This is a genomic window from Pseudomonas sp. NPDC087342 (assembly GCF_044744265.1).
Taxonomy (GTDB): domain Bacteria; phylum Pseudomonadota; class Gammaproteobacteria; order Pseudomonadales; family Pseudomonadaceae; genus Aquipseudomonas; species Aquipseudomonas nunensis.
In genome coordinates this window covers 71066-92647 of sequence record NZ_JBIUXZ010000001.1, presented here as the reverse complement: position 1 = coordinate 92647, position 21582 = coordinate 71066, and the positions used below count along the sequence as shown (strand labels likewise).

General features: G+C 56.6%; 21 protein-coding genes and 2 pseudogenes. 11 read left to right on the top strand and 12 right to left on the bottom strand.

Annotation, left to right across the window (positions count from 1 at the left end; all coding sequences use genetic code 11):
- Positions 1–28: 28 nt before the first annotated feature.
- A pseudogene (locus tag ACIOYV_RS00490) lies at positions 29–547 on the bottom strand (malate:quinone oxidoreductase); the annotation flags it as partial.
- 170 nt (positions 548–717) lie between these two features.
- Between ACIOYV_RS00490 and ACIOYV_RS00485 the strand changes: the two are divergent.
- The 5 genes from ACIOYV_RS00485 (at position 718) to ACIOYV_RS00465 (ending at position 7264) form a co-directional block, all read left to right on the top strand.
- Positions 718–1005, top strand: a complete 288-nt coding sequence (locus tag ACIOYV_RS00485) for a hypothetical protein (protein ID WP_401322526.1) — start codon at positions 718–720, stop codon at positions 1003–1005.
- Positions 1006–1022: 17 nt separating this feature from the next.
- The gene (locus ACIOYV_RS00480) at positions 1023–1643 is read left to right on the top strand and encodes a hypothetical protein (RefSeq protein ID WP_401319871.1); all 621 of its coding nucleotides are present in this window, start codon (positions 1023–1025) and stop codon (positions 1641–1643) included.
- Between the two features lie 454 nt (positions 1644–2097).
- Positions 2098–3117 carry a substrate-binding domain-containing protein gene (locus ACIOYV_RS00475; RefSeq protein ID WP_401322523.1) on the top strand — a complete coding sequence of 340 codons (1020 nt, stop codon included), beginning with the start codon at positions 2098–2100 and terminating at the stop codon, positions 3115–3117.
- Positions 3105–6125: an EAL domain-containing protein gene (locus ACIOYV_RS00470; protein ID WP_401319870.1), complete on the top strand. Its 3021-nt coding sequence runs from the start codon at positions 3105–3107 to the stop codon at positions 6123–6125. Before ACIOYV_RS00475 ends, ACIOYV_RS00470 begins: the two co-directional genes overlap by 13 nt.
- Positions 6126–6514: 389 nt before the next feature.
- On the top strand, positions 6515–7264 hold the full coding sequence (locus tag ACIOYV_RS00465; protein ID WP_401319867.1) for a substrate-binding periplasmic protein: 750 nt from the start codon (positions 6515–6517) through the stop codon (positions 7262–7264).
- A gap of 326 nt (positions 7265–7590) precedes the next feature.
- Here the strand turns inward: ACIOYV_RS00465 and ACIOYV_RS00460 are convergent, their stop codons facing one another.
- The 5 genes from ACIOYV_RS00460 to mqo all read right to left on the bottom strand — a co-directional run bounded on the left by ACIOYV_RS00460 (position 7591) and on the right by mqo (position 13134).
- The gene (locus ACIOYV_RS00460; RefSeq protein ID WP_401319865.1) at positions 7591–8307 is read right to left on the bottom strand and encodes a class I SAM-dependent methyltransferase; all 717 of its coding nucleotides are present in this window, start codon (positions 8305–8307) and stop codon (positions 7591–7593) included.
- A gap of 204 nt (positions 8308–8511) precedes the next feature.
- A complete protein-coding gene (locus ACIOYV_RS00455; RefSeq protein ID WP_401319862.1) occupies positions 8512–9921 on the bottom strand; it encodes a DUF1254 domain-containing protein in 1410 nt (469 codons plus the stop codon).
- A gap of 280 nt (positions 9922–10201) precedes the next feature.
- A complete protein-coding gene (locus tag ACIOYV_RS00450) occupies positions 10202–10642 on the bottom strand; it encodes an NUDIX domain-containing protein (RefSeq protein ID WP_401319861.1) in 441 nt (146 codons plus the stop codon).
- Positions 10643–10688: 46 nt separating this feature from the next.
- A complete protein-coding gene (locus tag ACIOYV_RS00445) occupies positions 10689–11228 on the bottom strand; it encodes an adenylate kinase (RefSeq protein WP_401322520.1) in 540 nt (179 codons plus the stop codon).
- Positions 11229–11481: 253 nt separating this feature from the next.
- On the bottom strand, positions 11482–13134 hold the full coding sequence (gene mqo, locus ACIOYV_RS00440; RefSeq protein ID WP_401319859.1) for a malate dehydrogenase (quinone): 1653 nt from the start codon (positions 13132–13134) through the stop codon (positions 11482–11484).
- A gap of 604 nt (positions 13135–13738) precedes the next feature.
- Between mqo and ACIOYV_RS00435 the strand changes: the two genes are divergently transcribed.
- Positions 13739–14200 (top strand): lysozyme inhibitor LprI family protein, encoded by a 462-nt coding sequence (locus ACIOYV_RS00435; RefSeq protein ID WP_401319857.1) that lies wholly within the window; start codon positions 13739–13741, stop codon positions 14198–14200.
- 146 nt (positions 14201–14346) lie between these two features.
- On the opposite strand, the gene ACIOYV_RS00430 is transcribed toward ACIOYV_RS00435, so the two are convergent.
- The 3 genes from ACIOYV_RS00430 to ACIOYV_RS00420 are packed head-to-tail and all read right to left on the bottom strand — an operon-like array spanning position 14347 to position 15731.
- Positions 14347–15012: a DUF72 domain-containing protein gene (locus tag ACIOYV_RS00430; RefSeq protein ID WP_401322518.1), complete on the bottom strand. Its 666-nt coding sequence runs from the start codon at positions 15010–15012 to the stop codon at positions 14347–14349.
- 53 nt (positions 15013–15065) lie between these two features.
- Positions 15066–15497: a DNA methylase gene (locus ACIOYV_RS00425; RefSeq protein WP_401319855.1), complete on the bottom strand. Its 432-nt coding sequence runs from the start codon at positions 15495–15497 to the stop codon at positions 15066–15068.
- Positions 15498–15509: 12 nt separating this feature from the next.
- Entirely contained in the window at positions 15510–15731 is a 222-nt protein-coding gene (locus ACIOYV_RS00420) for a hypothetical protein (protein ID WP_163913889.1), read from the bottom strand.
- A gap of 182 nt (positions 15732–15913) precedes the next feature.
- Here ACIOYV_RS00420 and ACIOYV_RS00415 point away from each other — a divergent pair, with 182 nt between their 5' ends.
- Positions 15914–16345: a nuclear transport factor 2 family protein gene (locus ACIOYV_RS00415; RefSeq protein ID WP_163913887.1), complete on the top strand. Its 432-nt coding sequence runs from the start codon at positions 15914–15916 to the stop codon at positions 16343–16345.
- 135 nt (positions 16346–16480) lie between these two features.
- On the opposite strand, the gene ACIOYV_RS00410 is transcribed toward ACIOYV_RS00415, so the two are convergent.
- The 3 genes and pseudogenes from ACIOYV_RS00410 to ACIOYV_RS00400 all read right to left on the bottom strand — a co-directional run.
- A complete protein-coding gene (locus ACIOYV_RS00410) occupies positions 16481–17146 on the bottom strand; it encodes a polysaccharide lyase family 7 protein (RefSeq protein ID WP_054055232.1) in 666 nt (221 codons plus the stop codon).
- A gap of 66 nt (positions 17147–17212) precedes the next feature.
- Positions 17213–17938, bottom strand: coding sequence for a methyl-accepting chemotaxis protein (locus tag ACIOYV_RS00405; protein ID WP_401322515.1), 726 nt, complete (start codon positions 17936–17938; stop codon positions 17213–17215).
- A 132-nt stretch (positions 17939–18070) separates the two neighbouring features.
- Positions 18071–18826, bottom strand: a pseudogene (locus ACIOYV_RS00400) (MCP four helix bundle domain-containing protein); the annotation flags it as partial.
- Between the two features lie 223 nt (positions 18827–19049).
- Here ACIOYV_RS00400 and ACIOYV_RS00395 point away from each other — a divergent pair.
- The 4 genes from ACIOYV_RS00395 (at position 19050) to ACIOYV_RS00380 (ending at position 21175) form a co-directional block, all read left to right on the top strand.
- Complete coding sequence (locus ACIOYV_RS00395; protein ID WP_054055228.1) at positions 19050–19364, top strand: DUF2388 domain-containing protein; 315 nt, start codon at positions 19050–19052, stop codon at positions 19362–19364.
- 112 nt (positions 19365–19476) lie between these two features.
- Positions 19477–19878 (top strand): hypothetical protein, encoded by a 402-nt coding sequence (locus tag ACIOYV_RS00390; RefSeq protein WP_054055226.1) that lies wholly within the window; start codon positions 19477–19479, stop codon positions 19876–19878.
- Between the two features lie 221 nt (positions 19879–20099).
- Positions 20100–20378: a DUF3303 domain-containing protein gene (locus ACIOYV_RS00385; RefSeq protein ID WP_401319851.1), complete on the top strand. Its 279-nt coding sequence runs from the start codon at positions 20100–20102 to the stop codon at positions 20376–20378.
- Positions 20379–20500: 122 nt separating this feature from the next.
- Positions 20501–21175 (top strand): DUF3313 domain-containing protein, encoded by a 675-nt coding sequence (locus ACIOYV_RS00380; RefSeq protein ID WP_401319848.1) that lies wholly within the window; start codon positions 20501–20503, stop codon positions 21173–21175.
- Positions 21176–21582: the final 407 nt, after the last annotated feature.

The window sequence follows — 21582 nt, the reverse complement described above, 5'->3', positions numbered from 1 at the left end:
AGTGGACTTTTTCAGATAAGGCTTATAGTTACAGAGCCATATCACTAGCGGCATTAGCCTTTGGAGCTTTACCAGCATCCGCAGGGGCCGGGGCCGTCAACTGCGGGATCGCCGGAGGCGGAGTCAGCTGCAACACTTTTGCAGTGTGAGCCCACTCTTCAGCCACTTTGGCTGGATCGTTGTTCAGTTGAGTGCCATAGCTTGGCACGATCTGATGCAACTTTTCCTGCCAGGCCGGGGAAGCAACCTGATCCTTGAAGACCTTTTGCAGCAAGGTCAGCATGATCGGCGCAGCGGTCGAGGCACCTGGGGAGGCGCCCAGCAGGCCAGCGATCGAACCGTCAGCCGAAGCTACGATCTCGGTACCCAACTTCAGCACACCACCAGCAGCTTCATCACGCTTGATGATTTGCACGCGTTGGCCGGCTTGCCACAGGCGCCAGTCTTCAGCTTTGGCATTCGGGAAGTATTCTTTCAGGGCGTTCATGCGGTCTTCGTCGGACAGCATAAGTTGGCCAGCAAGGTACTCAACCAGTGGGTATTCTTCACAACAAAAGGGAGGGACTTGTTTTTATAGATTTATTTTTAAAGCGCTTTTGCACTAAGATCATAAAAACCCCTCTTTTACACATGAAAATATCGGGATGAAATCAGTATGAAATATCTGTTAAAAACAATTTTCTTCCGCTGCCAGCACCGAATGTGGAAAAAGTGAATATCAAAATACTTTCATTTGTCTTTCTGTTGGCGTTACTGCTGATCCTAAATATTGGCTATTACAACGCGCTGGAAGACGGAGATGTAGAATCAACCTGGTTTTTCAAGAAGACGCCGACATTCCAGATCAAGTTTTATAACATCCATGCAAATGACGGTGAAATCCGAAAAATCGAATCTCTTACTGAAGAACAAAGAGAAAAAATAGTTGACTACTGCAAATACCGACTCGGAATAAAAACAAATTTAACAACTCAGGACGACGTTGAAGCTTGTAGAAAAAAATGAAGGATCAAGGACCGCAAATGAGCATTTTCAAACGTATCAAATCCTTCGTCAGGCGTAGCCCGGAAGAGCAGATCGTCGGTTACTCCCTTTCCGAGTTGAAGTCAGTTTTTACTCAGCCGTTGCCTCCCCCTGCCCGTCCGTTACCTGATTTTTCGCAGGTGGTGTCTTTGGCGAGTCTCGACATTCCAGCCTACTACTGTGTTTTTTTAATCGCGGACGCTGACTTTGCCGGACTTGAGGCGCTTGTCGAATCGGATTTCAGTTTCGTCGCTGAAAAGCCATTCAATGGCCTGCCCGTAAAGCGCTATTCAAATACTCGAAAAGACGAGTACCTGATCTACTTCAAATCGAACTCGGAATTTAACGCCACGACGATTCGTATGGTGACGAATAGCATCGATTTACTGAGCAGTCTTCAGGAAATGAGGTTAGCCGTGCCACCGCCGTGGATAGCGTTTGAGGGTTATGACCCCGCCTGGTGGGGCGGTGCGATGCAAGGTGCTCAGGGGTATTACAACGACAGTTACTTTCTGCCCTTTTTCACTCGATTGAGTCGTTCGGAAAGACAGCAGTACTACGCAAAATTCAACGCCTCGGATGCGTGGATCGAGAGCCTGGAGCTGATGTACGCCGAGTAATGAGCACGCCCGTGACTGTTTTCAGGCGAATGTTCGGCCTCTCACGTCCTTTTTTGCCTGTTGCTTGTGCAAAGTCGCAAGCCTTGTAAAACCACTCAATGTAGTCAACGATGCAGTTGGCCCTCGTCCCTTGTTTTGTGCCATGGACCCTGCCCCATGTCCTGAATCTTCAGGACTAAAGTTCGCGCACTTGCCCACAAAGACCTGAAGACAGCAGAACCGACTATTCTTTTGAATAGAGAACGCTGCTTTCTTGGCAAAAAGGGACGCCATGCCGGACTATGATTGCGCTATCGGCTCTAGACCCAGCATCACATACGGTGATCGAACCAGTCTGATCAAGGCCTGGCTACGCTGGATGGCTTCAATTCCGGTTTTCTGTCTGTTCACGGCAGCGTCCGGATACGCCCAGAACCTGCCAATCGCAGCACGGGTCGAAAACGCCACGGTTACGGTGATCCAGGCGCAGGAAATCGTCGCCAGAGCCACCCTCGAAGCCGTTCGCTGGAGCGGCCCTGAATCCGGTCCACAAGTCCTGCGAGGCAAGAGCATCGCGTTTGTCGCAGAAGATTTGCGTAACGGTGGAATTGTCGGTGTCGCGCAGGGAGCTCGCGAGGCAGCCAAGGCGATGGGCTGGACGCTGAAGATATTCGATGGCGCGGGATCATCGGCCGGGCGCGCGAAGGCCTTTTCCGATGCCCTGGCAGCGAAACCCGACGGCCTCATCCTGTGCGGCTCCGATGCCCTTGAGAACAATGCGGCGCTGATGCGCTTCGCCAAAAATGATGTGCCGGTGGTTGGCTGGCACGTTGGGGCACGCCCCGGGCCGATTGACGGTACGCCGGTGGCCATGAACGTCACGACCGACCCGCTCGAAGTGGCGCGCCTCACCGCCATGGCAGCAGTCGCACAATCAAACGGGCGCGCCGGCGTGGTCATCCTGACCGACTCCAAATACAGCATCGCCATGGCGAAAGCCAAGGCCATGGAAAACGTCATTCGGGGCTGTCGGGAATGTACGTTGCTGGAAGTGCGCGATGTCGCGATCTCCGAAAGTAGCGAGAAGATGCCGGCGATCACCAAGGAGCTGCTGCAGCGCTATGGCAAGCGCTGGACCCACGCACTGGCCATCAACGATATCTATTTCGACTACTCGATTGCCTCTTTGACCAACGCCGCAATACCCAGTGACGGGATCAGTCTGTTGTCTGCCGGTGATGGCAGCGCTTCGGCTTTTTTGCGCATACAGGCGAAAACCTACCAGACCGTCACCGTCGCCGAGCCGCTCAACCTGCATGGCTGGCAAGTGATGGATGAATTAAACCGGCTGTTTGCAGGTCAGCCGGTGAGCGGTTTCGTCGCGCCGATTCACTTGGTCAATGCCGACAATATCGCCTTCGACGGCGGGAAGAAATTCCAGTACGACCCAGACAATGGCTATCGAGACATCTATCGCCACCAGTGGAATCCATGACATTGGACGTTACTTCCCGACTCGTACGCTGGCTTTTGCCACAATCGCTTCGCGCGCAGTTCACACTGGCGTTTCTGACGCTGGCGCTGCTGATCCTGGCGGGCGGTGCAACGGCGGTCTACGCGTTGCGCACTTCAAACAACGCCACCCGCCAACTGACAGATGAACGACTGGTCCGCATGCAAAATGGGCAAGACATGCTGCAGCGCACCTTGCTGATCGAACGCCAGACCGATCAGCTTTTGACAACCCGCTCCCCCGACGCCCTGCGTTCAAGCTATGCGGCAACCGTTGATCAGCTTGAAGCCCTTGATCAACTGGTGCAGCAACTGACTGCCGCGAACAGTGGCGTGGCGATACTGGACATGTATCAGTCGAGTCAGATGTTCCGCAATACCGCCAACATCGTTGCGCAACTGCGGGAAAGCCTGCTGCAAACAGAGGTCACCTTCGAGCAAACCGTTGAGGAACACACCGCCCGGTTAACCGCGGCCCAGACGCGGGCCAGCCTGGAACTGGCGGTGTTGCTTTTCGATCTGCCGCAGGCTGCCGACAGTGATGACGTGCAACGGCTGCGAATCCAATATGAGCGCTTGGCACGCACGGCAGGCAAGTTACCTGACGCTGATCTGGAGACGCCCGATCTCTTCACCCTTCGCCTGAATCTCATCAATCAGCAAAACGTCATACAGCGCTTCAATGAGGAACTGAAGAATGAGGCCGGGGTTCTGGTCGCGGTGGCCCGTGCGCAATCCAGTGCTTACACCGAAGACTATCGCGAGGCCGTGCAGCGCCTGGTTGAGGCCTCAAATCATAGCCAGCAATGGGTGCTGATCATGCTGGGCGCCAGCCTGGTGTTCGCCTGGTTCGTGACCCGGGTTTTCATGGGCCGTCATGTGCTCATGCGCCTGAATGAAATCAGCCGGCAATTGCGTCAGGAGCACACGGACGAAACGCATTTGATGATGGCGGTACATGGGAAGGACGAGATCGGCAACATGGCTCGCGCGGTGAATCAATTCCTTCAAGACCGCCTTCAGCTGGAAAAAAGAACCGTCCAATTGAGCATCGCCACAAAGCGGCTCGCCGTGCAAAACGGTCGATTAGAGCAAGAAGCCATTATCCGCGCCGGACAAGGACATGTCCTGGAGCTGATCGCCAGGAGCACCGAGCTAGCAGAAGTCCTCGACAGTCTGGCTCATTTGGTCGAATCCCAACTGGAAGGGATGATGGTGTCGATCCTGGTGCTGGATGAGGATGGCAAGCACCTTCTGCACGGGGCGGCGCCCAGTTTGCCGCAGGCCTATAACCAACTCATCGACGGGATTGCGATCGGTCCGAAGGTCGGTTCATGCGGCACTGCGGTCTATCGACGAGAACCGGTCATCGTCACGGATATCGAGCTGGATCCGCTGTGGGAGGAGTACCGTTCAGTCGCGGCGTCCTATGGGTTTCGCGCCTGCTGGTCGACGCCGATTCTGTCTCACGAGCGAAATGTCTTGGGTACGTTTGCCTTGTATTCCAACACCGTACGCAGCCCTCGCTCGAGCGAGACGCGATTGATCAACATGGCAACACCTCTTGCCGGCATCGCCATAGAACGCCAGCTGACCGAAAAGCGTATTCGCTACATGGGCGACCATGACGCACTGACCGGACTGCCGAATCGCACGCTGCTCGAAGACCGCCTCAAGCAGGCAATTCTTTACGCTCAACGCTATAACCGCCTGGTGACGGTGGTGTTTCTCGATCTGGATAAATTCAAACTGGTGAATGACAGCCTCGGGCACAGTGCTGGCGACGAACTGCTGAAAACCGTCGCCCAGCGCATGCTGGAGTGTGTACGCCGCACCGACACCGTTGTGCGCCTGGGTGGCGACGAGTTTGTGATCATCCTGTTCGACCAGCCCTCGGACATCGACGGCGTGACTCCCGCCCTGCACAAAATCCAGGAAGCCATCCTGCGGCCGATTCAAATCAGCGGACATACACTCCACGTCACCTGCAGCATGGGCCTGGCCACCTACCCTGCCGACGGCAACGATACCGACACGTTACTCAGCAACGCGGACGCGGCCATGTACCGGGCCAAGGAGTTGGGGCGCAACAGTTACCAGTTCTATACGAGTGAGATGAACAACAAGGTTCAAGGCAAGCTCGCCATGCAAGACGGGCTTCGAAACGCGCTCAACCACAACGAGTTCCTGCTGCTGTACCAGCCGCAGGTGGATTTGCAGTCAGGTCAGATTATCGGCGTAGAGGCACTGATCCGCTGGCAGCACCCCGAACTCGGAATGGTCTCTCCAATCAAATTCATTCCGCAGGCCGAAGAGACCGGGTTGATCGTGCCGATCGGAGACTGGGTGATTCATGCCGCGTGCAGGCAGAACAAGGCTTGGCAGGATGCGGGTTGCCCGCCGATTACCATGTCGGTGAATATTTCCGCACGCCAGTTCATCGAAAGGAACCTGATCGACCGGGTGAGGCATGCCTTGCAAGAAACCGGGCTGGACCCGATGTACCTTGAGCTGGAGCTGACCGAAAGTCTGATCATGCAAGACCTTCAGCAAGCCATCAGCAAAATGAAAGAACTGCAATCAATGGGCATCAGTCTCTCGATCGACGACTTCGGAACCGGCTACTCCAGCCTCGCCGCCTTGAAAAGCTTCCCGATCGCGAGACTCAAGATCGACCAGTCTTTCGTACGCGATCTGCCCGACAACGAGAACGACAAAGCCATCGCCACCGCAGTGATCTCGCTGGGGCACAAACTGAACCTGAAAGTCATTGCAGAAGGCGTCGAAACCGAAGAACAGCAAACCTTCCTGCGTGAAAACGGCTGCGATGAAATTCAGGGCCACTTTTTCAGCAGAGCGGTCAGCGCAGAGGACATCAGTCTGTTACTGCGGACGCCGCGGTTGCCTCAATCGAGTCGGATTGTGGGTTCTGGCGCGGTAGGTCGGGAGCGCGATGTGAAGCGTCCAGGCGGTCCGATGGCTGGGCGTTGATTGGAGTTGGCTTGTTTGTTTTGATTTGGTTGGGTGAAGGAGAAATCTGGCGTTAGGGCAGCTCGGGTTTATGGGTGAACCGGACGACTAGGTTGCTCGATCGACTACTGAGCGGTTAATAGTTGGAGACGCAAAGCGACCTGCGGTGACGGGCAAAAATCGGCCAGAACCGGACGGTCACTACGTGTCCCAACCGATACCGATAAGAGGCAATCCTCTAAACGCTCTTGAGAAACCTGCGCCATGCGTACTGGTTCGTATGTATCAATCGCCGTGGTGACGGTATACGGGACTGCATCAGGCGTTTGACGTGTGTCAGGGTCTATACTAATTACGTCCTTTTAGTCAGATCCACCCTTGATCACCGCAGAGCCCACCAGGCAGAACACGTGAAACATTCGACACTTACTGCCGCGCTGCTCTGCCTATTACTTGGCACTCCCGTCAGGGCCGAGCAGTATCAGGTCGTTACTGAAGAGTGGGCGCCGTACAACTACCAAGAGAACAATCAGCTCACCGGCATGGCCACGGAGATCGTTCGAGGCATAATGGCGCTGACCGGGGATGACTTTGAGGTGGTGCTGCTGCCCAGTATGCGAAGCGCCCGTGCATTGAAGACCCGACCCAAGACCATCATGTATTCACTATTTCGCACGGCAGAGCGTGAACCGTTATACAAGTGGGTCGGACCGATCGTGGAAGAGTCCATTCACCCCTATCAGTTAGCCAATGCGCAGCAGCCGGTGAATTCCTTGGAGCAGCTACTGCACGCCCCAAAAATTACGACAAGACATGCCGGCCTGATACCCGAGACTCTGCAGTCGCGGGGCTTCAACAACCTCGAAAAAACTGCAACCGAGAGCCTGCAGCTCTATCGCATGCTGCTAGCCGGGCGCACCGATATCATCATAGGCGACACCGATGCAGGGGTGGCTTACTACAGCCGCCAGTTGAACATCGCCCGCGGCACGCTGCGGCAGATTCCCATCGAGCTCTATCGCTCATCGCTGTATATCGCCTTCAGCCGCGACTGTGACGACGAACTGGTAGCCTCCTGGGCCCACGCCCTAGAGCAACTGCGCCACTCGGGCGAGCTGGAGCGCATCCAGGATCAATACAATCAACCCATCGAGCAATGAAAGCGCGGAACCAGCGCAAGCCCGCTTTGCACTTATCCAGCCTTGCTCTCACTCAACGCGGAGGATAAGCCATCAGCCTTGGAACAAGGGAATGGCTCAACCCGGCCACGCCAAAGGAGCTTGCGGGGCAGATGATGCTTCACCAAAGTGAGCAGTCAGAGGGGCTCGAGTGGTTCAGGTCGACACTGCCGTTGGGAACGCTGGGAACAACGGACCGAATCTGATCATTGCGAAGTAGCTTGGCCATAGTGGTACCCGCATGCTTGTCCGGCGCCCGCAGTTCCTAAGGACTGTTTTCGGCCAATAGGTGCCTTTCATATCTCTACTCAGCCTTTTTTACACGTCAACCAAGCACCCCAGAACAAGCTGCTGAAAAAACGGGTAGCGTCCCCGAAACCCGCGTCAAGCAAAAGCTTTTGAACCGCTGCCTCAGAATGTGGAGGGTCAGCGCCTTGAAGAATTTTCCCAAGTTTGACTTTAACTTCATCCGGGCTGGCGCCGTGCTGCCGCCAGCGTTGCCCCCACGCAGCGAGGAGTAACGGCTGGCTGGCATAGGCATATTGATTGCCTGCGACAATCAGCGGTGCCCCCGGTTTCAGACGTGCCCGGATGGATCGTAAAATTTGTCCTTTGGCATCATCCCCATCGAGATGATGGAGTACACCGATCAAAGTGGCTGCGTCGTAGGACTCTTCTGCCGCCAAGTCTTCTACGTGCCCAAGATGCAGGTCCGTTCTTTCTAGCACGTTGTTTACGGCTAACTGCTGTTTCGCGGTTTCAAGCATCGGTCCAGATGGATCAACAGCGGTGAAGCGCCAGCCCGGCTCAAGCCTGGCCATCGCAATGATCTCCTGCGCCGTACCGCCAGCGCCGACTACCAGAATTTTTGCCGATCCCATATTGCCAAGGCTTGCCGCGAGCATGCACGCCGCCAAGTCCTGACAGGCGTCATAACCTGCCAATGCGATACGGCTCTGTCGTCCGTACTCATTGGCCCGTGTGTTATCAAACTTTTCAGCTGAGTTGAGTGCTAATGTTTTCAAGGCGGTTCTCCATGTCCTTGAATTAACTTAGGTCATAAACAGCGATAATAAAAATTCATTAAATTTATACATTGCATTACTGCCAGGAATACCAATCCCCTCAGCGTTCGCCCAAACGACAGTCAGCTATGGGTCGACTGCTGCCCTTCCTGGCGGGTATCGATCGGCCAAAAGCGGCCAGTCGCGCTGCTGTAGAAAGGGCCGTCATTTGACGGTTTCGATATCGAGCATTTTCCAGCTCTTATCAAAAAGCGCCCTGTCTGGGCCGTAGAAGCGGAACATCGTGAACCAGTCTGCTCCCGGTTTAGTGGGGATCCAGTTTTCTTCCTTTCCAACTGGCGCTTTGGGCCCAAAGTAAATGTCGACGGAACCGTCGGTGTTGCGATGCATCTTCTGGTTGTAGGAGTCGAGACCGGGACTAGGCATCTCACGGATCAGCATGGCCGTGTCCAAGTCATACGCGGTGACTGCCCAGTATTGTTTGGCAGGTACATTAGCAGGCACATGCAATCGGTATGTCTTACCTCCTTGCAACAGTTGCCCCTCGGAATCGTGCCCTCCTACAACATAAAAGGTGGCGGCACCGAGCTTTTTGGGGGCCGCAAAAGCCAAGAAAAAGATCATTCCGCGTTCGTCTACAAATAGCGCATCGTCAGTCTGAAATCTGAAGCCGGTTTTGGGTCCGACACTCTCCGGCAGCCTCCATTGCGTGCCGGGCCACCAAGGCTCTCCCGAAAGCGAGGCGAGTTTGAAGCCTTGATGCACTTCATCAGCGGCCCTTTTCAATATCGCCCTGGTTTCTTCGTTCGGCATGAAGGTCTTGCCCTTCTCTATCCCCAACGACCGAAGCTGGCCCATCATGGCCAGATCACGAGGCATAATCGGCTCTTCATTCACCATCCGCGCCAGGCGCTGATAAAACGAGTCATCGAACGCCACGACTCCGTCCAAGAGCTTGCCCGACATATCGATGTATGTTTGCTTGGGTGGATTTGATGCCTGAGATAACGGATAGAGATGAAGCTGCTTCACCAAATCGATGGCCTTGACCTGATCCGCTTCGGAAGCACTGGCTGGAATGGCGCGTAGCAATGCGTAACCATTTACCGTTTCAAACTGGATTGGAAAATAACCGGCAGGAATAGTCTGCTTAAAGCCTGGCGGGACGAGTACGTATTTACCGCCCTTCCCTTTGTCATCGCCAGCAGGACCAACGTCCGAGACGGGGACTTCCCAAGCATCAACCAAAGAACCGAATAGTCCAGCGCCAACGGTGGGAGGAACGTCCAGCACGACGGGTCCGTCCTTGAGATTGAAGTTGAAATAAACGTAATGTGTTGAGGCATTTGGGGTGGTGAATTGGAATTTCCAGTCGGAGGCCCTGGACCAATAAAGGATGTCGTTGTAATTGGCCTTAGCATCACGGAACAAAGCTTCGCGCATTGCATCGACGCTGACCATCGGCATGCCCCAGATCGCCGCTTCGACAGCACGTCGTTCAACGGTGCGATGAGCCAATTGTTCGGCGCTGAAATCTTCGGCCATGATAGAAACTGCATACACGTTAAAGGCCGCGAACATCACCGCGACGGCATTTACAAGGCGCGATTTCATCCTCCCCCCTTACAGTAACGTTTGGTGTTTAGATGATAGGCGATGTTTACGGATTGGCATGTGCTCCCACCATCCGCGTTGGGTCGATACCGGCCCACCGTGAAACGCATCTATCGGCAATAAGCATTCACTCGCTATTGAAAGGTTTCTCTCACTCGCCAGCCGATGCAACAGGCGAGTGATGACAGATTTCCTTCCAAATAGATGGCACTCACCGTCATCGCGAAAGCGGCACCGGGCTCTCAAGTATCAGCATTTCGCCGTTTGCCACCAGGCATAGTTATGCTTTGTCATGAGCCAATACATAACCCTGCGCTGCCAGCAGGGTAGTCAGGTACCGTAATGCTCGACTGAAGACCGGATGACAATCGGTATACGGCAAGTCATCGAGCGGAGCCCAAAAAAAACTGAAGGCATGACCATGGTCATCTTGCGTTTGGTGAGTCCATTGTTCCGGCAACGGTGCTTGCGTGTCACACAGTTGAAATGTCCATATCTGATTAAGATGCTCAGCGTCCCAACAGCCTAGATCGCTGACGACCGAGGCGGCGTCTATTCCGGACTCCTCACCCAACTCACGCAATGCGGCCTGGGCAGGTGTTTCACCTGCCTCGATTGTCCCTTTGACGAGTTGTACGCCTGCTAGAGGATGTCGGAACAAAAGTATGTGCGTGCCAGGAATACTGGACAGGACGAGGGGGCAAGCCTTGTTCGGCGACATGGCGATTTCCTTATCGGCAGTGAAGCAAACATCACGGTCTTAGCTATTACGACTCTCGCGACACCGCATGAATGACATCCGCAGCCATCTTTTCAGCACTGTTCATCCCGTCAATCCGTAACACCGGAGCGGTTTGCCCTGATAACCACGCCTCATGCCACGCTCGGTTGCGTCCTGAAAAGTTCGGATTGTCGTACTGCGAGGCCCATTCACGAAAGGCCACGTGTATCTCATGCATGTCACCACCGGGTGCTATGCGGTCTCCAAAGCGCTGTTTTTCTCGCGCGGCCAGCCGCTCAAGGCGAACGGGCGTTGCTGTTACAACGAAAACAATCAGATCGGCATGGCTAATCAGCGCATCTCCCCAACCAATAGCAGAACCGGTCAGCACCCAGTTTTCGTCACCGAGTTTTTGCTGCATCAGTGACACGCGTTCACTGACAGGTCGCTTGGTCGTAAAAGGAGGGTTCGTGGGCATCCAGAAAAAATCATCGACATCGACATGTCGTATGTCGAGCAGACTTGCGAGGTTTTGACCCAAGGTGGTCACGCCCGCACACGAAGCACCTGTAATGTAAATCCGCAATTTTTCCTCCATGAATACAAGTCGATTTCGAGGCGAGCAAGATAGCCGAAAGTCGCCTGGGGCTCACTTTTTTCTGGGCTGTAAATGACCGTTTCTGAGCGATTAGCACCCGTTCGGGTAGCTTGCAAGCTCCCTCGCCACAGGCTACGTGTCGACTTCAAATATCGAGTGCCCCATGAGAGCCAAATCCCGGCCACAAAAAAGCCCACTGACCGTCGCCGGTTCAGTGGGCTTTTTCCGATAAGGCTTTTAGTTACAGAGCCATATCACTAGCGGCATTAGCCTTCGGAGCCTTGCCAGCATCAGCAGGCGCCGGAGCAGCAGCCGGAGCGGTCAACTGCGGGATCGCCGGTGGCGGAGTCAGCTGCAACACTTTTGCAGTGTAAGCCCACTCCTCAGCCACTTTGGCTGGATCGTTGTTCAGTTGAGTGCCATAGCTTGGCACGATCTGATGCAACTTTTCCTGCCAGGCCGGGGAAGCAACCTGATCCTTGAAGACCTTTTGCAGCACGGTCAGCATGATCGGCGCAGCAGTCGATGCGCCTGGGGAGGCGCCCAGCAGGCCAGCGATCGAACCGTCAGCCGACGCTACGATCTCGGTACCCAACTTCAGCACGCCACCGGCAGCTTCATCACGCTTGATGATTTGCACGCGTTGGCCGGCTTGCCACAGACGCCAGTCTTCGGCTTTGGCGTTCGGGAAGTATTCTTTCAGGGCGTTCATGCGGTCTTCGTCGGACAGCATGAGTTGGCCTGCAAGGTACTCAACCAGTGGGTATTCCTTGATGCCGACTTTGGTCATCGGCCAGATGTTGTGGGTGGTGGTGCTGGTCAGCAGGTCCAGGTACGAGCCTTCTTTGAGGAACTTGGTGCTGAAGGTCGCGAATGGGCCAAACAGGATGACGCGCTTGCCGTCCAGGACACGGGTGTCGAGGTGCGGAACCGACATTGGCGGTGCGCCAACGGAAGCTTTGCCGTAGGCCTTGGCCAGGTGTTGCTCGGCGATGGTCGGGTTTTCGGTCACGAGGAACGAGCCGCCAACCGGGAAGCCTGCGTATTCCTTGGCTTCAGGAATGCCGGACTTCTGCAGCAGGTGCAGTGCACCGCCGCCCGCGCCGATGAACACGAACTTGGCGTCGGTTTCGGTTTTGGTGCCGTCTTTCAGGTTTTTGTAGCTGACGCGCCAGGTGCCGTCTTCGTTCTTGGTGATGTCTTGCACTTCGCTAGACAGTTTCAAGTCGAACTTCGGTGTGGCTTGCAGGTGCGCAACGAACTGGCGGGTGATTTCGCCGAAGTTCACGTCGGTGCCGATCGGGGTCCAGGTGGCCGCGATTTTCTGGTTCGGGTCGCGCCCTTCCATCATCAGCGGAACCCACTTCTTGATCACAGCCGGGTCTTCGGAGTACTGCATGCCGGCGAACAGCGGGCTCGCTTGCAGGGCTTCGTAGCGTTTTTTCAGGAACTTGATGTTGTCATCGCCCCACACGAAGCTCATGTGCGGTGTGGAGTTGATGAACGAACGCGGGTTCTTCAGGACGCCTTGCTGAACCTGCCACGACCAGAACTGGCGGGAGATCTGGAAAGCTTCGTTGATTTCAACAGCTTTCGGGATCGACACTTTGCCGTTCTCGTCTTCCGGGGTGTAGTTCAGCTCAGCCAGGGCGGAGTGACCAGTACCGGCGTTGTTCCAGCCGTTGGAGCTTTCCTGGGCGACGCCGTCGAGGCGCTCGACCATTTCCATGGACCAGTCCGGTTGCAACTCATTGAGCCACACACCCAGGGTCGCGCTCATGATGCCGCCGCCAATCAGCAGCACATCGACTTTCTTTGCCTCTTCCGCGTGAACGGACGTGATCCCCATCGACAAAGCCAGCCCCAGCAGGGCCGTGTTGAGTTTCTTAAGCATCTGTAGCACCTATGATAAAACGCCATCCGCCCTTCCCTCCCAACGCCAGGGCCCTTGGTTCACGGCATGCAGGCAGCATGTCGCGGGTTCCCGTACATCAGGATTGGAGGGTGGGCACACAAGGCCGACGTGTCTCCATCGACCTCAGTTTATATGTCCCTACTGAACTGACTTTTTATCATTATTGGCTTCAGCTACTTGAGCGACATTGATCCTGTTTGCGCGTCTCGGGGACGTGCGAACTGAATGGTCAAAGCAAGTTGGGGCGAAGAATATCACGACATGGCAAACCCGCGCGTCTGTTCGCGACTTGGTGGTCCGGGTTTGGGGCTGAGGGCTGTTGGATTTGCGGTGTCTGGGCGGGCCTCTTCGCGAGCAAGCCCGCTCCCACAGGGGAGTTGTGTACACAGCAGATTTCAGGTGGGTCTCGGTTGGCGCCTTCGCGAGCAGGCTCGCTCCTACATGGGAATGCGATCAACTGTGGGAGCGGGCTTGCTCGCGAAGGGGCCAGCACAAGCATCCAGAAACCTTAAGTTCAGCCTCTCGCCAAGCCTCGCACCAGAACGTTAAAGTGGCGCCCTCCTACACCTGAGAACGATGAACCATGGATGGACTTCTCCCCCTGGACACCCACGCTGAGCGAATTACGATTGCCCGTAACAGACAACATCCCCTATACCGCTCATTTATTCTCGTACCAGCCTTGTTGCTCGCGCTCAGCACAACCGCACAAGCCAGCAGCACCTGCGCCACTGCCGCCACGGAAGGCCAGATGTTCGATTGCCTGCAGCGACAGCTCAAAGCCTCAGACCACGCATTGAATACGGCCTACAAAACCTTAATTGCGCGGTACAAAGACAATGGCTTAGCCACAAACCACCCATCCCAGGACCTGATTCTGAAAAAAGCCCAACTGGCCTGGATTGCCTTACGAGATGCCAGCTGCGACTTCGAGACGTATGAATCAATTGGCGGCAGTGGATTTGGCACGATCCATACGGCTTGCCTCCTGGAGCAGACGCAAAAGCGGGTCGAGTACTTGAACGGGTTTGTTGGTTCGCCTTGAATAAACGGTGTCTGGACGGCCGCCATCGCGAGCAAGCTCGCTCCCACAGGGATTTGTGGGTGTCGCTGAGGCCCTCTCACATTGGAATGCGATCAACTGTGGGAGCGAGCTTGCTCGCGAAGAGGCCAGCACAAGCACCCTCAAAGTCAGAGCCCTGAAAGCGCCCGCAAACTCAGCGCATTCCCCAATGCAAAACCGCTCGCGGTGTTATCGAAGATGCACCAGGTCTCGGCCCCCGCCTGTGCCGACAGTTGAATCTTCTCCGCCAGCACCTGCAATCGACCCATGTCGTAGTCACTGTAATAAATCCGCGGCGATCCATGCAGCCGCCAATAACGCACCCCGGACCATCCGCCCGGTGTGGTGCCACCGGTGATTGTCGATGGATCGGCCGCGACCCGCCCGATCCGGTGCTCGATCAGTAAACCGCTGGCCGCGCGCCAGGTTTCATGGCGAGGTTCCAGCACGGCGGAACCGAGATAACGTTGGCGCAGGATGCGGAAAAACTCGGCGGCCAGCGCTGGGTCATAGGCCAGCGAGGGCGGCAATTGAATCAACAAACAGCCCAACTTGTCCCCCAATTGCAGGCATTGGGACAGAAACTCGTCGAGCAGCGCTTCGCAGTTCTGCAGGCGCTGAACATGGGTGATGAGCTTGGGCATCTTCACCGAAAACCGAAACGTCGCCGGCACGGATTGCGCCCAGCGAAGATAGGTCCGGGGCTGATGCGGGCGGTAGAACGAGCTGTTGATTTCCACCGCCGTCAGTGGCGCCGCATAGCGTTGCAAATGCGTGCCGGAGTCGGGAAACATCGCCGCATATTCCCGTGGCACGCTCCAGCCGGCGGTGCCGATGTAGAGCGGTTTCAATAGAGTACCGCCGCCGCATCGCGCATAAAGATTTCGATGGTTTTCGGCCCGACGCCTTCGAACTCGCCGAGGCGTTTTTCGAAGGCCTGGCGATCTTCACTGGCGCTGTGGATGTGGCCGATTTTGCCGGCGTATTCCTCGCCGAGTTTTTTGCCCAGACCGCGTAAACGTTCGGCAGTTGTTTCGTCGTAGCGCACGTAATGGGCTTCACCGAGCATCATCACCAGCTCGCGGTGGGTACACGCCGCCAATTTGCGCGCCGTGTCACGCGTGTGCTTTTCAACGATCACGCGATAAGCCTGCGCGGCGATGTCTGCCTGGATGCGCTTGCCCATCAAAAAACTCGCCACAAACCATTTGAACAAGGCGCTTTCATCAGCGTTTTTCAGTTCAATGCCCAGATCCCGGGCACTAATCGATTTGCTCATGGCTCACCCCTCCTAGGTTCCACCACCGACGCCTTGAATCGAATTGGCAAAGGCAACCCCTGCCTCGCGCACCAGCACGCGCCACTCGGCGGCGTTGATCAACCCGGTGCGTTCCATCTCATCGGCGGCTTTTAGCAGTTCGTCGTAGTGCTCTTCGCTGTCCATGCGGATGTCGGGGTGTCGCAGCAGTTTGTACCAGGTGGCCAAGGCTTCCCGTTTCGCTTCGTCGTTCATGGTCAGGCTTCCTCGGGTTGTTTCCCCTTGGAAGCACCGAGCTGAAGGCCCGTTCCTCGCGCCCGACAAATGGCGATAAGACCCCGAAACACGCTATGCCTTATCCGCAAAATATCTGCTAAGTTGTACGACGACTGACAAATCAATCAGTCTCGACCACCCACAACAACAAGGAAACACCCATGCAAAAAGCCAAATTAGTGATCGGTTTTCTGTGCCTGTTCAGCGGCTACGTAGCCGCCGCCCCCGCAACCGCCGAGAAAGACGTGGCCCAAGCGGTCGATCACCTGACCCAAGCCATGCTGCACAAGGACATTCCCGAACTGCAAAAGCTCACGGCCGAGAAGCTGAGCTATGGGCACTCCAGCGGCAAGGTCCAGGACAAGAAAGAATTTATTGCCGATATCGAAACCGGCAAAAGCGCATTCAAGACCCTCGAGATGCAGAAGCAGACCATCACCCTGCTGGGCGATACGGCGCTGGTGCGCAACCACTTCTCGGCGCAGGCGCTGAAAGGCACGGAAGTGGTGCCGACCGAGATCGAGAACTTTCAGATTTGGCAGAAACAGGGTGGGAAGTGGCTGTTGATTGGGCGTCAGGCTTTCCGTATCTGACTGTAGGTTAATGGTTGTCTGATCTAAAGCCTTCGCGAGCAGGCTCGCTCCCACAGGGGATTTGTGCACGCCACAGATTTAATGTGGGAGCGAGCCTGCTCGCGAAGAGGCCCGCCCAGTCACCTCAGTCGTCCCTCAGGGCCGGGTATGCGCCACATCCAGCTGACTGAACGTCACCTGCCCTCCTTCATTTTTGTAACCCGCATTGTCCAGCGCATACACCCCGGCCTTGAAGTACAGCTGCTTGTTCTTCCAGCTCGAACTGATTTGCTTGCCCCAGCTATACCCCTGGGAACTGACATTCAGATAACCGGCCGAACTGAAGCGAACTTCGTAAGAGAATGGCTTGCCCAGCGCAATGTCCCGGGCAATCACGATGGTGATGTCTTCACTGCCCGGTTTCAGCCGATAGTTGGCAATCACGTTGCCTTTCTTCGTGGCTGCGTCGTACTGGTATTCGACTTTCAGCAGCGGGCCTTTGGCTTGGTAGATATGGATTTGCCCAATCACGATCCTGCCCGTCGAAGGTACTTGATTGACCTTCAACACGGCTTTGAGTCGGTGATCGGCTTCGGGATAAGTCCAGTTGCGCAACGTCCCGTCGCTCAGGGTTTCGCGCAGTTCGCTGCGGGGGAACTCGGACTTTGAGGTGCTGGAGCCGGTAACCGGCGCCCAGAAAAAAAGGTTATCGCCGGAGCGAAAATATGAATCGGTATAGCCATCCACCAATCGCGGCGTATCGATGACTTTGGCAGGCGTCCCGACAGGGATCGTCAGGTTCCAGGTGGCCAGATCAATCATTACAACTCTCCTTGGGGGCGACCGGACCCTACAGCACTTAAGCCCGATGGCCCACAAGGAAAGTTCTTAAAGTCTGAAGCGATCCACCGACTGCGACAACTGCCCCGCCAGCGACGACAACTCATCCGTGGTCGTAGCCGTGCGCCCGATCACCTTGCTGTTGTCCTCGGACATGCCGGCAATCATTTCCACCTGATGGGCGATTTCGTTGCTGGCCAGGCTCTGTTCGCCGATGGTGCGACTGATGTCGTTGACCAGTTGCGTGGTGTTCAGCGTAGCTTCGAGGATTTCACGAATGGCGCGCTCGACATCGGCGGTCACCGCCATGCCTTTGTCGACCTGGGCCACGCCGGCCTCCATGCTGGTCACGGCCTCGCGGGTGCTTTGCTGGATGCGCGCGACCATCGCGGCGATTTCCTGGGTTGAGGCGCTGGTGCGCCCCGCCAGGCTGCGAACTTCGTCGGCCACCACGGCAAAGCCGCGGCCCTGTTCCCCGGCGCGTGCGGCCTCGATCGCCGCGTTGAGCGCCAGCAGGTTGGTCTGGTCGGCGATGCCCTTGATCACCTGGATGATGCTGAAAATCCCTTCGGATTCCTTGTCCAGCGTTCGGATCACTTGGGCCGACTGTTGCGCCGAGCGCGCGATGCCGTCCATGTCGTTGACCACCTGATGAATCACCCGGCCGCCATCCTTGGCCAGTTCTTCAGCCTGGTTGGCCATGTTCAGCGCACGATCGGCATGACGGGTGATTTCCTCGATGCTGGCGGTCATTTCGCTGGCAGCGGCGGCCATGGTGCTGGCGGCGACGCTTTGCTGCTGGCTGCTGCCGGCGACTTCGTGGCAGCCGTTGCTCAATTGCTGGCTCATGCCGCTGACGCCATGGGCGTTGCTGCGCACTACCTCGATCATGCCGCGCAGATCGCGTTGCATGGTCGCCAGTGTGCGGATCAACGTACTGGCTTCGTCGTGGCCGGTCGGCTCGATGATCGTTTCGCTCAGGTTGCCGTGAGCGATGCTGTCAGCGATGCGGCTGGCCGAGCGCAACGGGCCGAGGATGCTCAGGATCACCCAGCGGCCCTGGGCCAGCAGGAGCAACAGGCTGGCGACGAGGACGCTGCCGAGGGCAATGTCGGCGCGGCTGATCGCTTGCTGAGTGGCTTGGCTGGCCTGTTGGGTGTTGGTTTCGATCAGCTCGCTCAGCGCCGACATATCGCCTTCCAGCTGCGTGAACACGGTGTTGAACGAGCCCAACTGCTGCTGCGCCGCGTCCGGATTTTCCAGCGCCAGCCCAACGATGCGTTCGGCTGTGCTGATGTAGGTGTCGAGGCTCGGCTTGACCTTGTTCAGGCCCGCCATGATGGTGTCGTTGACCGGCAGCTTGAGGTTCTCCCCGACCACCTCGCGAAAACGCGCCGCATGTTCCTCGATGGAACTGCGCACCTCAGCCTTGGTGCTGGTGCTTTTACCCAGCCCGACCAGCATCGCCGACAACACGTCGGAGCGCAGTGCGTCGTGCATCATGTCGGCTTCAAGGTGATTACGCAGCGCCGCCGTGCTGACCTCGCTGTCGTTGACGGCCCGGGCCATCTGAGCGTTTCCCACATAACCGACCAGGCTCATGATCAACGCAGTGAGCAGGCCAGTCCCCATCAAGAGAAGTAAACGCAGTTTTATGGACACTTGTAGTTCCCCTTGTGGACGTAGCGAAAGGCAGCTCTGAAGAGGTTATCGACCCCATCCTGTGGTTATTTAAGCCTATTTCCATCCGGGCGTTGGTTTAAGACCAGCGGCGTACCCGCCCATTTCGGCGGTTATGCGCGCAGCATTGAACTCCTGAGCCTCGCCGCACCTCCTAAGTAATGTGTTACTTCCTTTTCGCTTTACGCTGTTGGAGGACGACGCCATGCGCCGCATGCTACTCATTACTTCTCTGATATTGTGCCTGCCCATCGGGTCAGCCCTGGCCGTGAGCGGCAAGGATGTCGCGACCTCGGCAGGGGTTTCCGCTTCGCTGTATTCCACCTTCAAAGATCACAAAATGGTAATTCCAGCCCGGGATGACGTGTCTGCATTTGTCGCCAGTAACGGCGCGATTCGCGGGGTCTACATGGAGGCGGTGTTGCAACAGATCCGCCAGGACAACCCTGGACTCAACGCCACCGACGAAGAACTGGCCAACGCTATTCTTGCTCAGTACGAAGGGCCAGCGGCTCACTAAACACCTACGTTTATCCGCGTGAATAACAGGGGCAGGCTTGAATGGATGCCTGCCCTTGGGCCGCGCGCAAACGCTATGGGCAAAACCGCTCATGGGCCTCTATGATTGGCCCATGACGACCTCGGCCCCAATCCGCTCTCCCTGCCCTCCCGGCGCCTGCATCTGCGGGCGTGACCCGTTGCTGGAAACACCCGGCGCGGACGTGCGCATCCTGTTCCTGACCCGTCAGGAAGAAAAACGCCTGCTGGATCGTCTGGAAAACCTGCAAAGCCTCGCGGACCTTGAACGCCTGCAAGTTCGGATGTTTGACCAATTGGGCATTCGCCTGGAACTGGTGCCGAGCTTCAACGAAGTACGGACGATGCGCGGTATCGGCATTCAGATCGAGGAACTGCCCGGCCTATGCCGCAAGACCCGCGCCGCCATCCCCGCAGCGATTCGTCGCAGCCTGGAAAAGCGTCCGGAGATCGCCTACGAGTTGCTTAACGCCAATGACTTGTTGCGTGATGCCTGATTGTTTCACCCGCGTATCACTGGCCTGGATATTCGCTCTAAACCCATCGAAACAAGATCAGCGGTCGTACGCCGGGTACGTGCCGCTGCTATGCCTGATCGTGGGAGCAATGGTTTGTAGCCAGCCTGGACGGCCCTGCAAACACACGCGTGAACCCGGCCCCGGCGCCAGCCAGGTGCGCAATCCGCAAACAGGTGCCAGTCCGTGACAGGAGGTGGCAGATGTTATTCATCGTCAGTTGGACCATCAGTCCGCAGAACCGAAACGCCGCAATCGAACGATTCCTCAAGACCGGAGGCGCCCCGCCCACAGGCGTGAAAATGCTCGGGCGCTGGCACGCGATCGGCGCATCCAGCGGTTTTGGCATTGCTGACGCCAGTGACCCGGTCGCCATCCAGAAATGGGTGTTGGAGTGGAACGACCTGATGAACATGGACGTCCACGCGGCACTGACCGACGAGCAAATGGCGCCGCTGTTGGCGTCGGTCGGCAAGCATTAGTCATCGGGGCGGCGAACGTTGCTCGCCGCCCCGATGTATCAACCTTCTCGCCCCGATGCTCCGGCGTTTTTGAACTACCGTTATCAAAAAATAACGACTACCCCCACGGAGCACCCACCACCATGAACCTGTCCCGAAACGTGTTGATCGGCGCCGCACTGACCGGCCTGCTGCTGGGCGGTTGTACTTCGAAAGTCACCGAGCGGGAGCAGTATTCCGGCTTCTTGCCCAACTACAACAACCTCCAGGAAGTGACCACCCCCAGCGGCGAGAAAGCTATGCGCTGGGTCAGCCCGTCATGGAACCCCAACGCCTACGACACCGTGGCTTTCATGAAGCTTGAACTGTATCCGAAGCCAAAGCCCAACGAGCGTGTCGACCAGCGCACTCTGGAAGAATTGCAGACCTACATGACCAACAGCGCCAAAGGTGTGCTCGGCCAGAAATACCGCGTCGTGCCGAGCGCCAAAAAGGCTCCGGCGGGCTCGAAAACGTTGGTTGTGCGGGCCGCGATCACCGGTGTCACCGCGTCCAACGAGGGCATGCAATGGTATGAAGTAGTGCCGGTCGCGGCCGTGGTTGGTGGGGTCAGCGCAGCTTCCGGCCATCGTAGCCAGGACACTACGCTGTTCCTTGAAGCGGAACTGGTGGATGCCAGCAACAACCAGATCATGGCCAAAGTAGTGCGCAAGGTGTTTGGTGAACAGCTGAAGAACTCGAGCGAGAAGATCACCACCGATGACTTCAAAGCCGCGATCAGCAAGTTGACGGCGGATTTGCAGGCGTTTATCCGGTAGGAAACAGCCAGATCGACCGCGTTATCGTTCTTCGCGAGCAGGCTCGCTCCCACAGTGATTCGCGGTCATACACAAAAATCCGTATCCACCGGAGATTTACTGTGGGAGCGAGCCTGCTCGCGAAAGCGGTGTGTCAGCCAACCTCAATATTGAATGTGCCGGCCTCTTCGCGGGCAAGTCCGGCTCCCACACGGGATCGTCGTCGGACACAAAACCCGCATCCACTGAAGATCCATTGTGGGAGCGAGCTTGCTCGCGAAGGCGGTGTGTCAGCCAACATCTGTATTCAATGTGCCGGCCTCTTCGCGGGCAAGCCCGGCTCCTACAGGGGATCTTCGTCGGACACAAAACCCGCATCCACTGAAGATCCATTGTGGGAGCGAGCTTGCTCGCGAAAGCGGTGTATC

What these genes read in the sequence shown, in the direction of transcription:
- ACIOYV_RS00480 (WP_401319871.1), top strand. Translation starts at nt 1,023, where the DNA reads ATGAGCATTTTCAAACGTATCAAATCCTTCGTCAGGCGTAGCCCGGAA.
- ACIOYV_RS00455 (WP_401319862.1), bottom strand. Translation starts at nt 9,921, where the DNA reads ATGAAATCGCGCCTTGTAAATGCCGTCGCGGTGATGTTCGCGGCCTTT.
- ACIOYV_RS00450 (WP_401319861.1), bottom strand. Translation starts at nt 10,642, where the DNA reads ATGTCGCCGAACAAGGCTTGCCCCCTCGTCCTGTCCAGTATTCCTGGC.
- mqo (WP_401319859.1), bottom strand. Translation starts at nt 13,134, where the DNA reads ATGCTTAAGAAACTCAACACGGCCCTGCTGGGGCTGGCTTTGTCGATG.
- ACIOYV_RS00435 (WP_401319857.1), top strand. Translation starts at nt 13,739, where the DNA reads ATGGATGGACTTCTCCCCCTGGACACCCACGCTGAGCGAATTACGATT.
- ACIOYV_RS00430 (WP_401322518.1), bottom strand. Translation starts at nt 15,012, where the DNA reads ATGTTTCCCGACTCCGGCACGCATTTGCAACGCTATGCGGCGCCACTG.
- ACIOYV_RS00425 (WP_401319855.1), bottom strand. Translation starts at nt 15,497, where the DNA reads ATGAGCAAATCGATTAGTGCCCGGGATCTGGGCATTGAACTGAAAAAC.
- ACIOYV_RS00420 (WP_163913889.1), bottom strand. Translation starts at nt 15,731, where the DNA reads ATGAACGACGAAGCGAAACGGGAAGCCTTGGCCACCTGGTACAAACTG.
- ACIOYV_RS00415 (WP_163913887.1), top strand. Translation starts at nt 15,914, where the DNA reads ATGCAAAAAGCCAAATTAGTGATCGGTTTTCTGTGCCTGTTCAGCGGC.
- ACIOYV_RS00410 (WP_054055232.1), bottom strand. Translation starts at nt 17,146, where the DNA reads ATGATTGATCTGGCCACCTGGAACCTGACGATCCCTGTCGGGACGCCT.
- ACIOYV_RS00405 (WP_401322515.1), bottom strand. Translation starts at nt 17,938, where the DNA reads ATGGCCGCCGCTGCCAGCGAAATGACCGCCAGCATCGAGGAAATCACC.
- ACIOYV_RS00395 (WP_054055228.1), top strand. Translation starts at nt 19,050, where the DNA reads ATGCGCCGCATGCTACTCATTACTTCTCTGATATTGTGCCTGCCCATC.
- ACIOYV_RS00390 (WP_054055226.1), top strand. Translation starts at nt 19,477, where the DNA reads ATGACGACCTCGGCCCCAATCCGCTCTCCCTGCCCTCCCGGCGCCTGC.
- ACIOYV_RS00385 (WP_401319851.1), top strand. Translation starts at nt 20,100, where the DNA reads ATGTTATTCATCGTCAGTTGGACCATCAGTCCGCAGAACCGAAACGCC.
- ACIOYV_RS00380 (WP_401319848.1), top strand. Translation starts at nt 20,501, where the DNA reads ATGAACCTGTCCCGAAACGTGTTGATCGGCGCCGCACTGACCGGCCTG.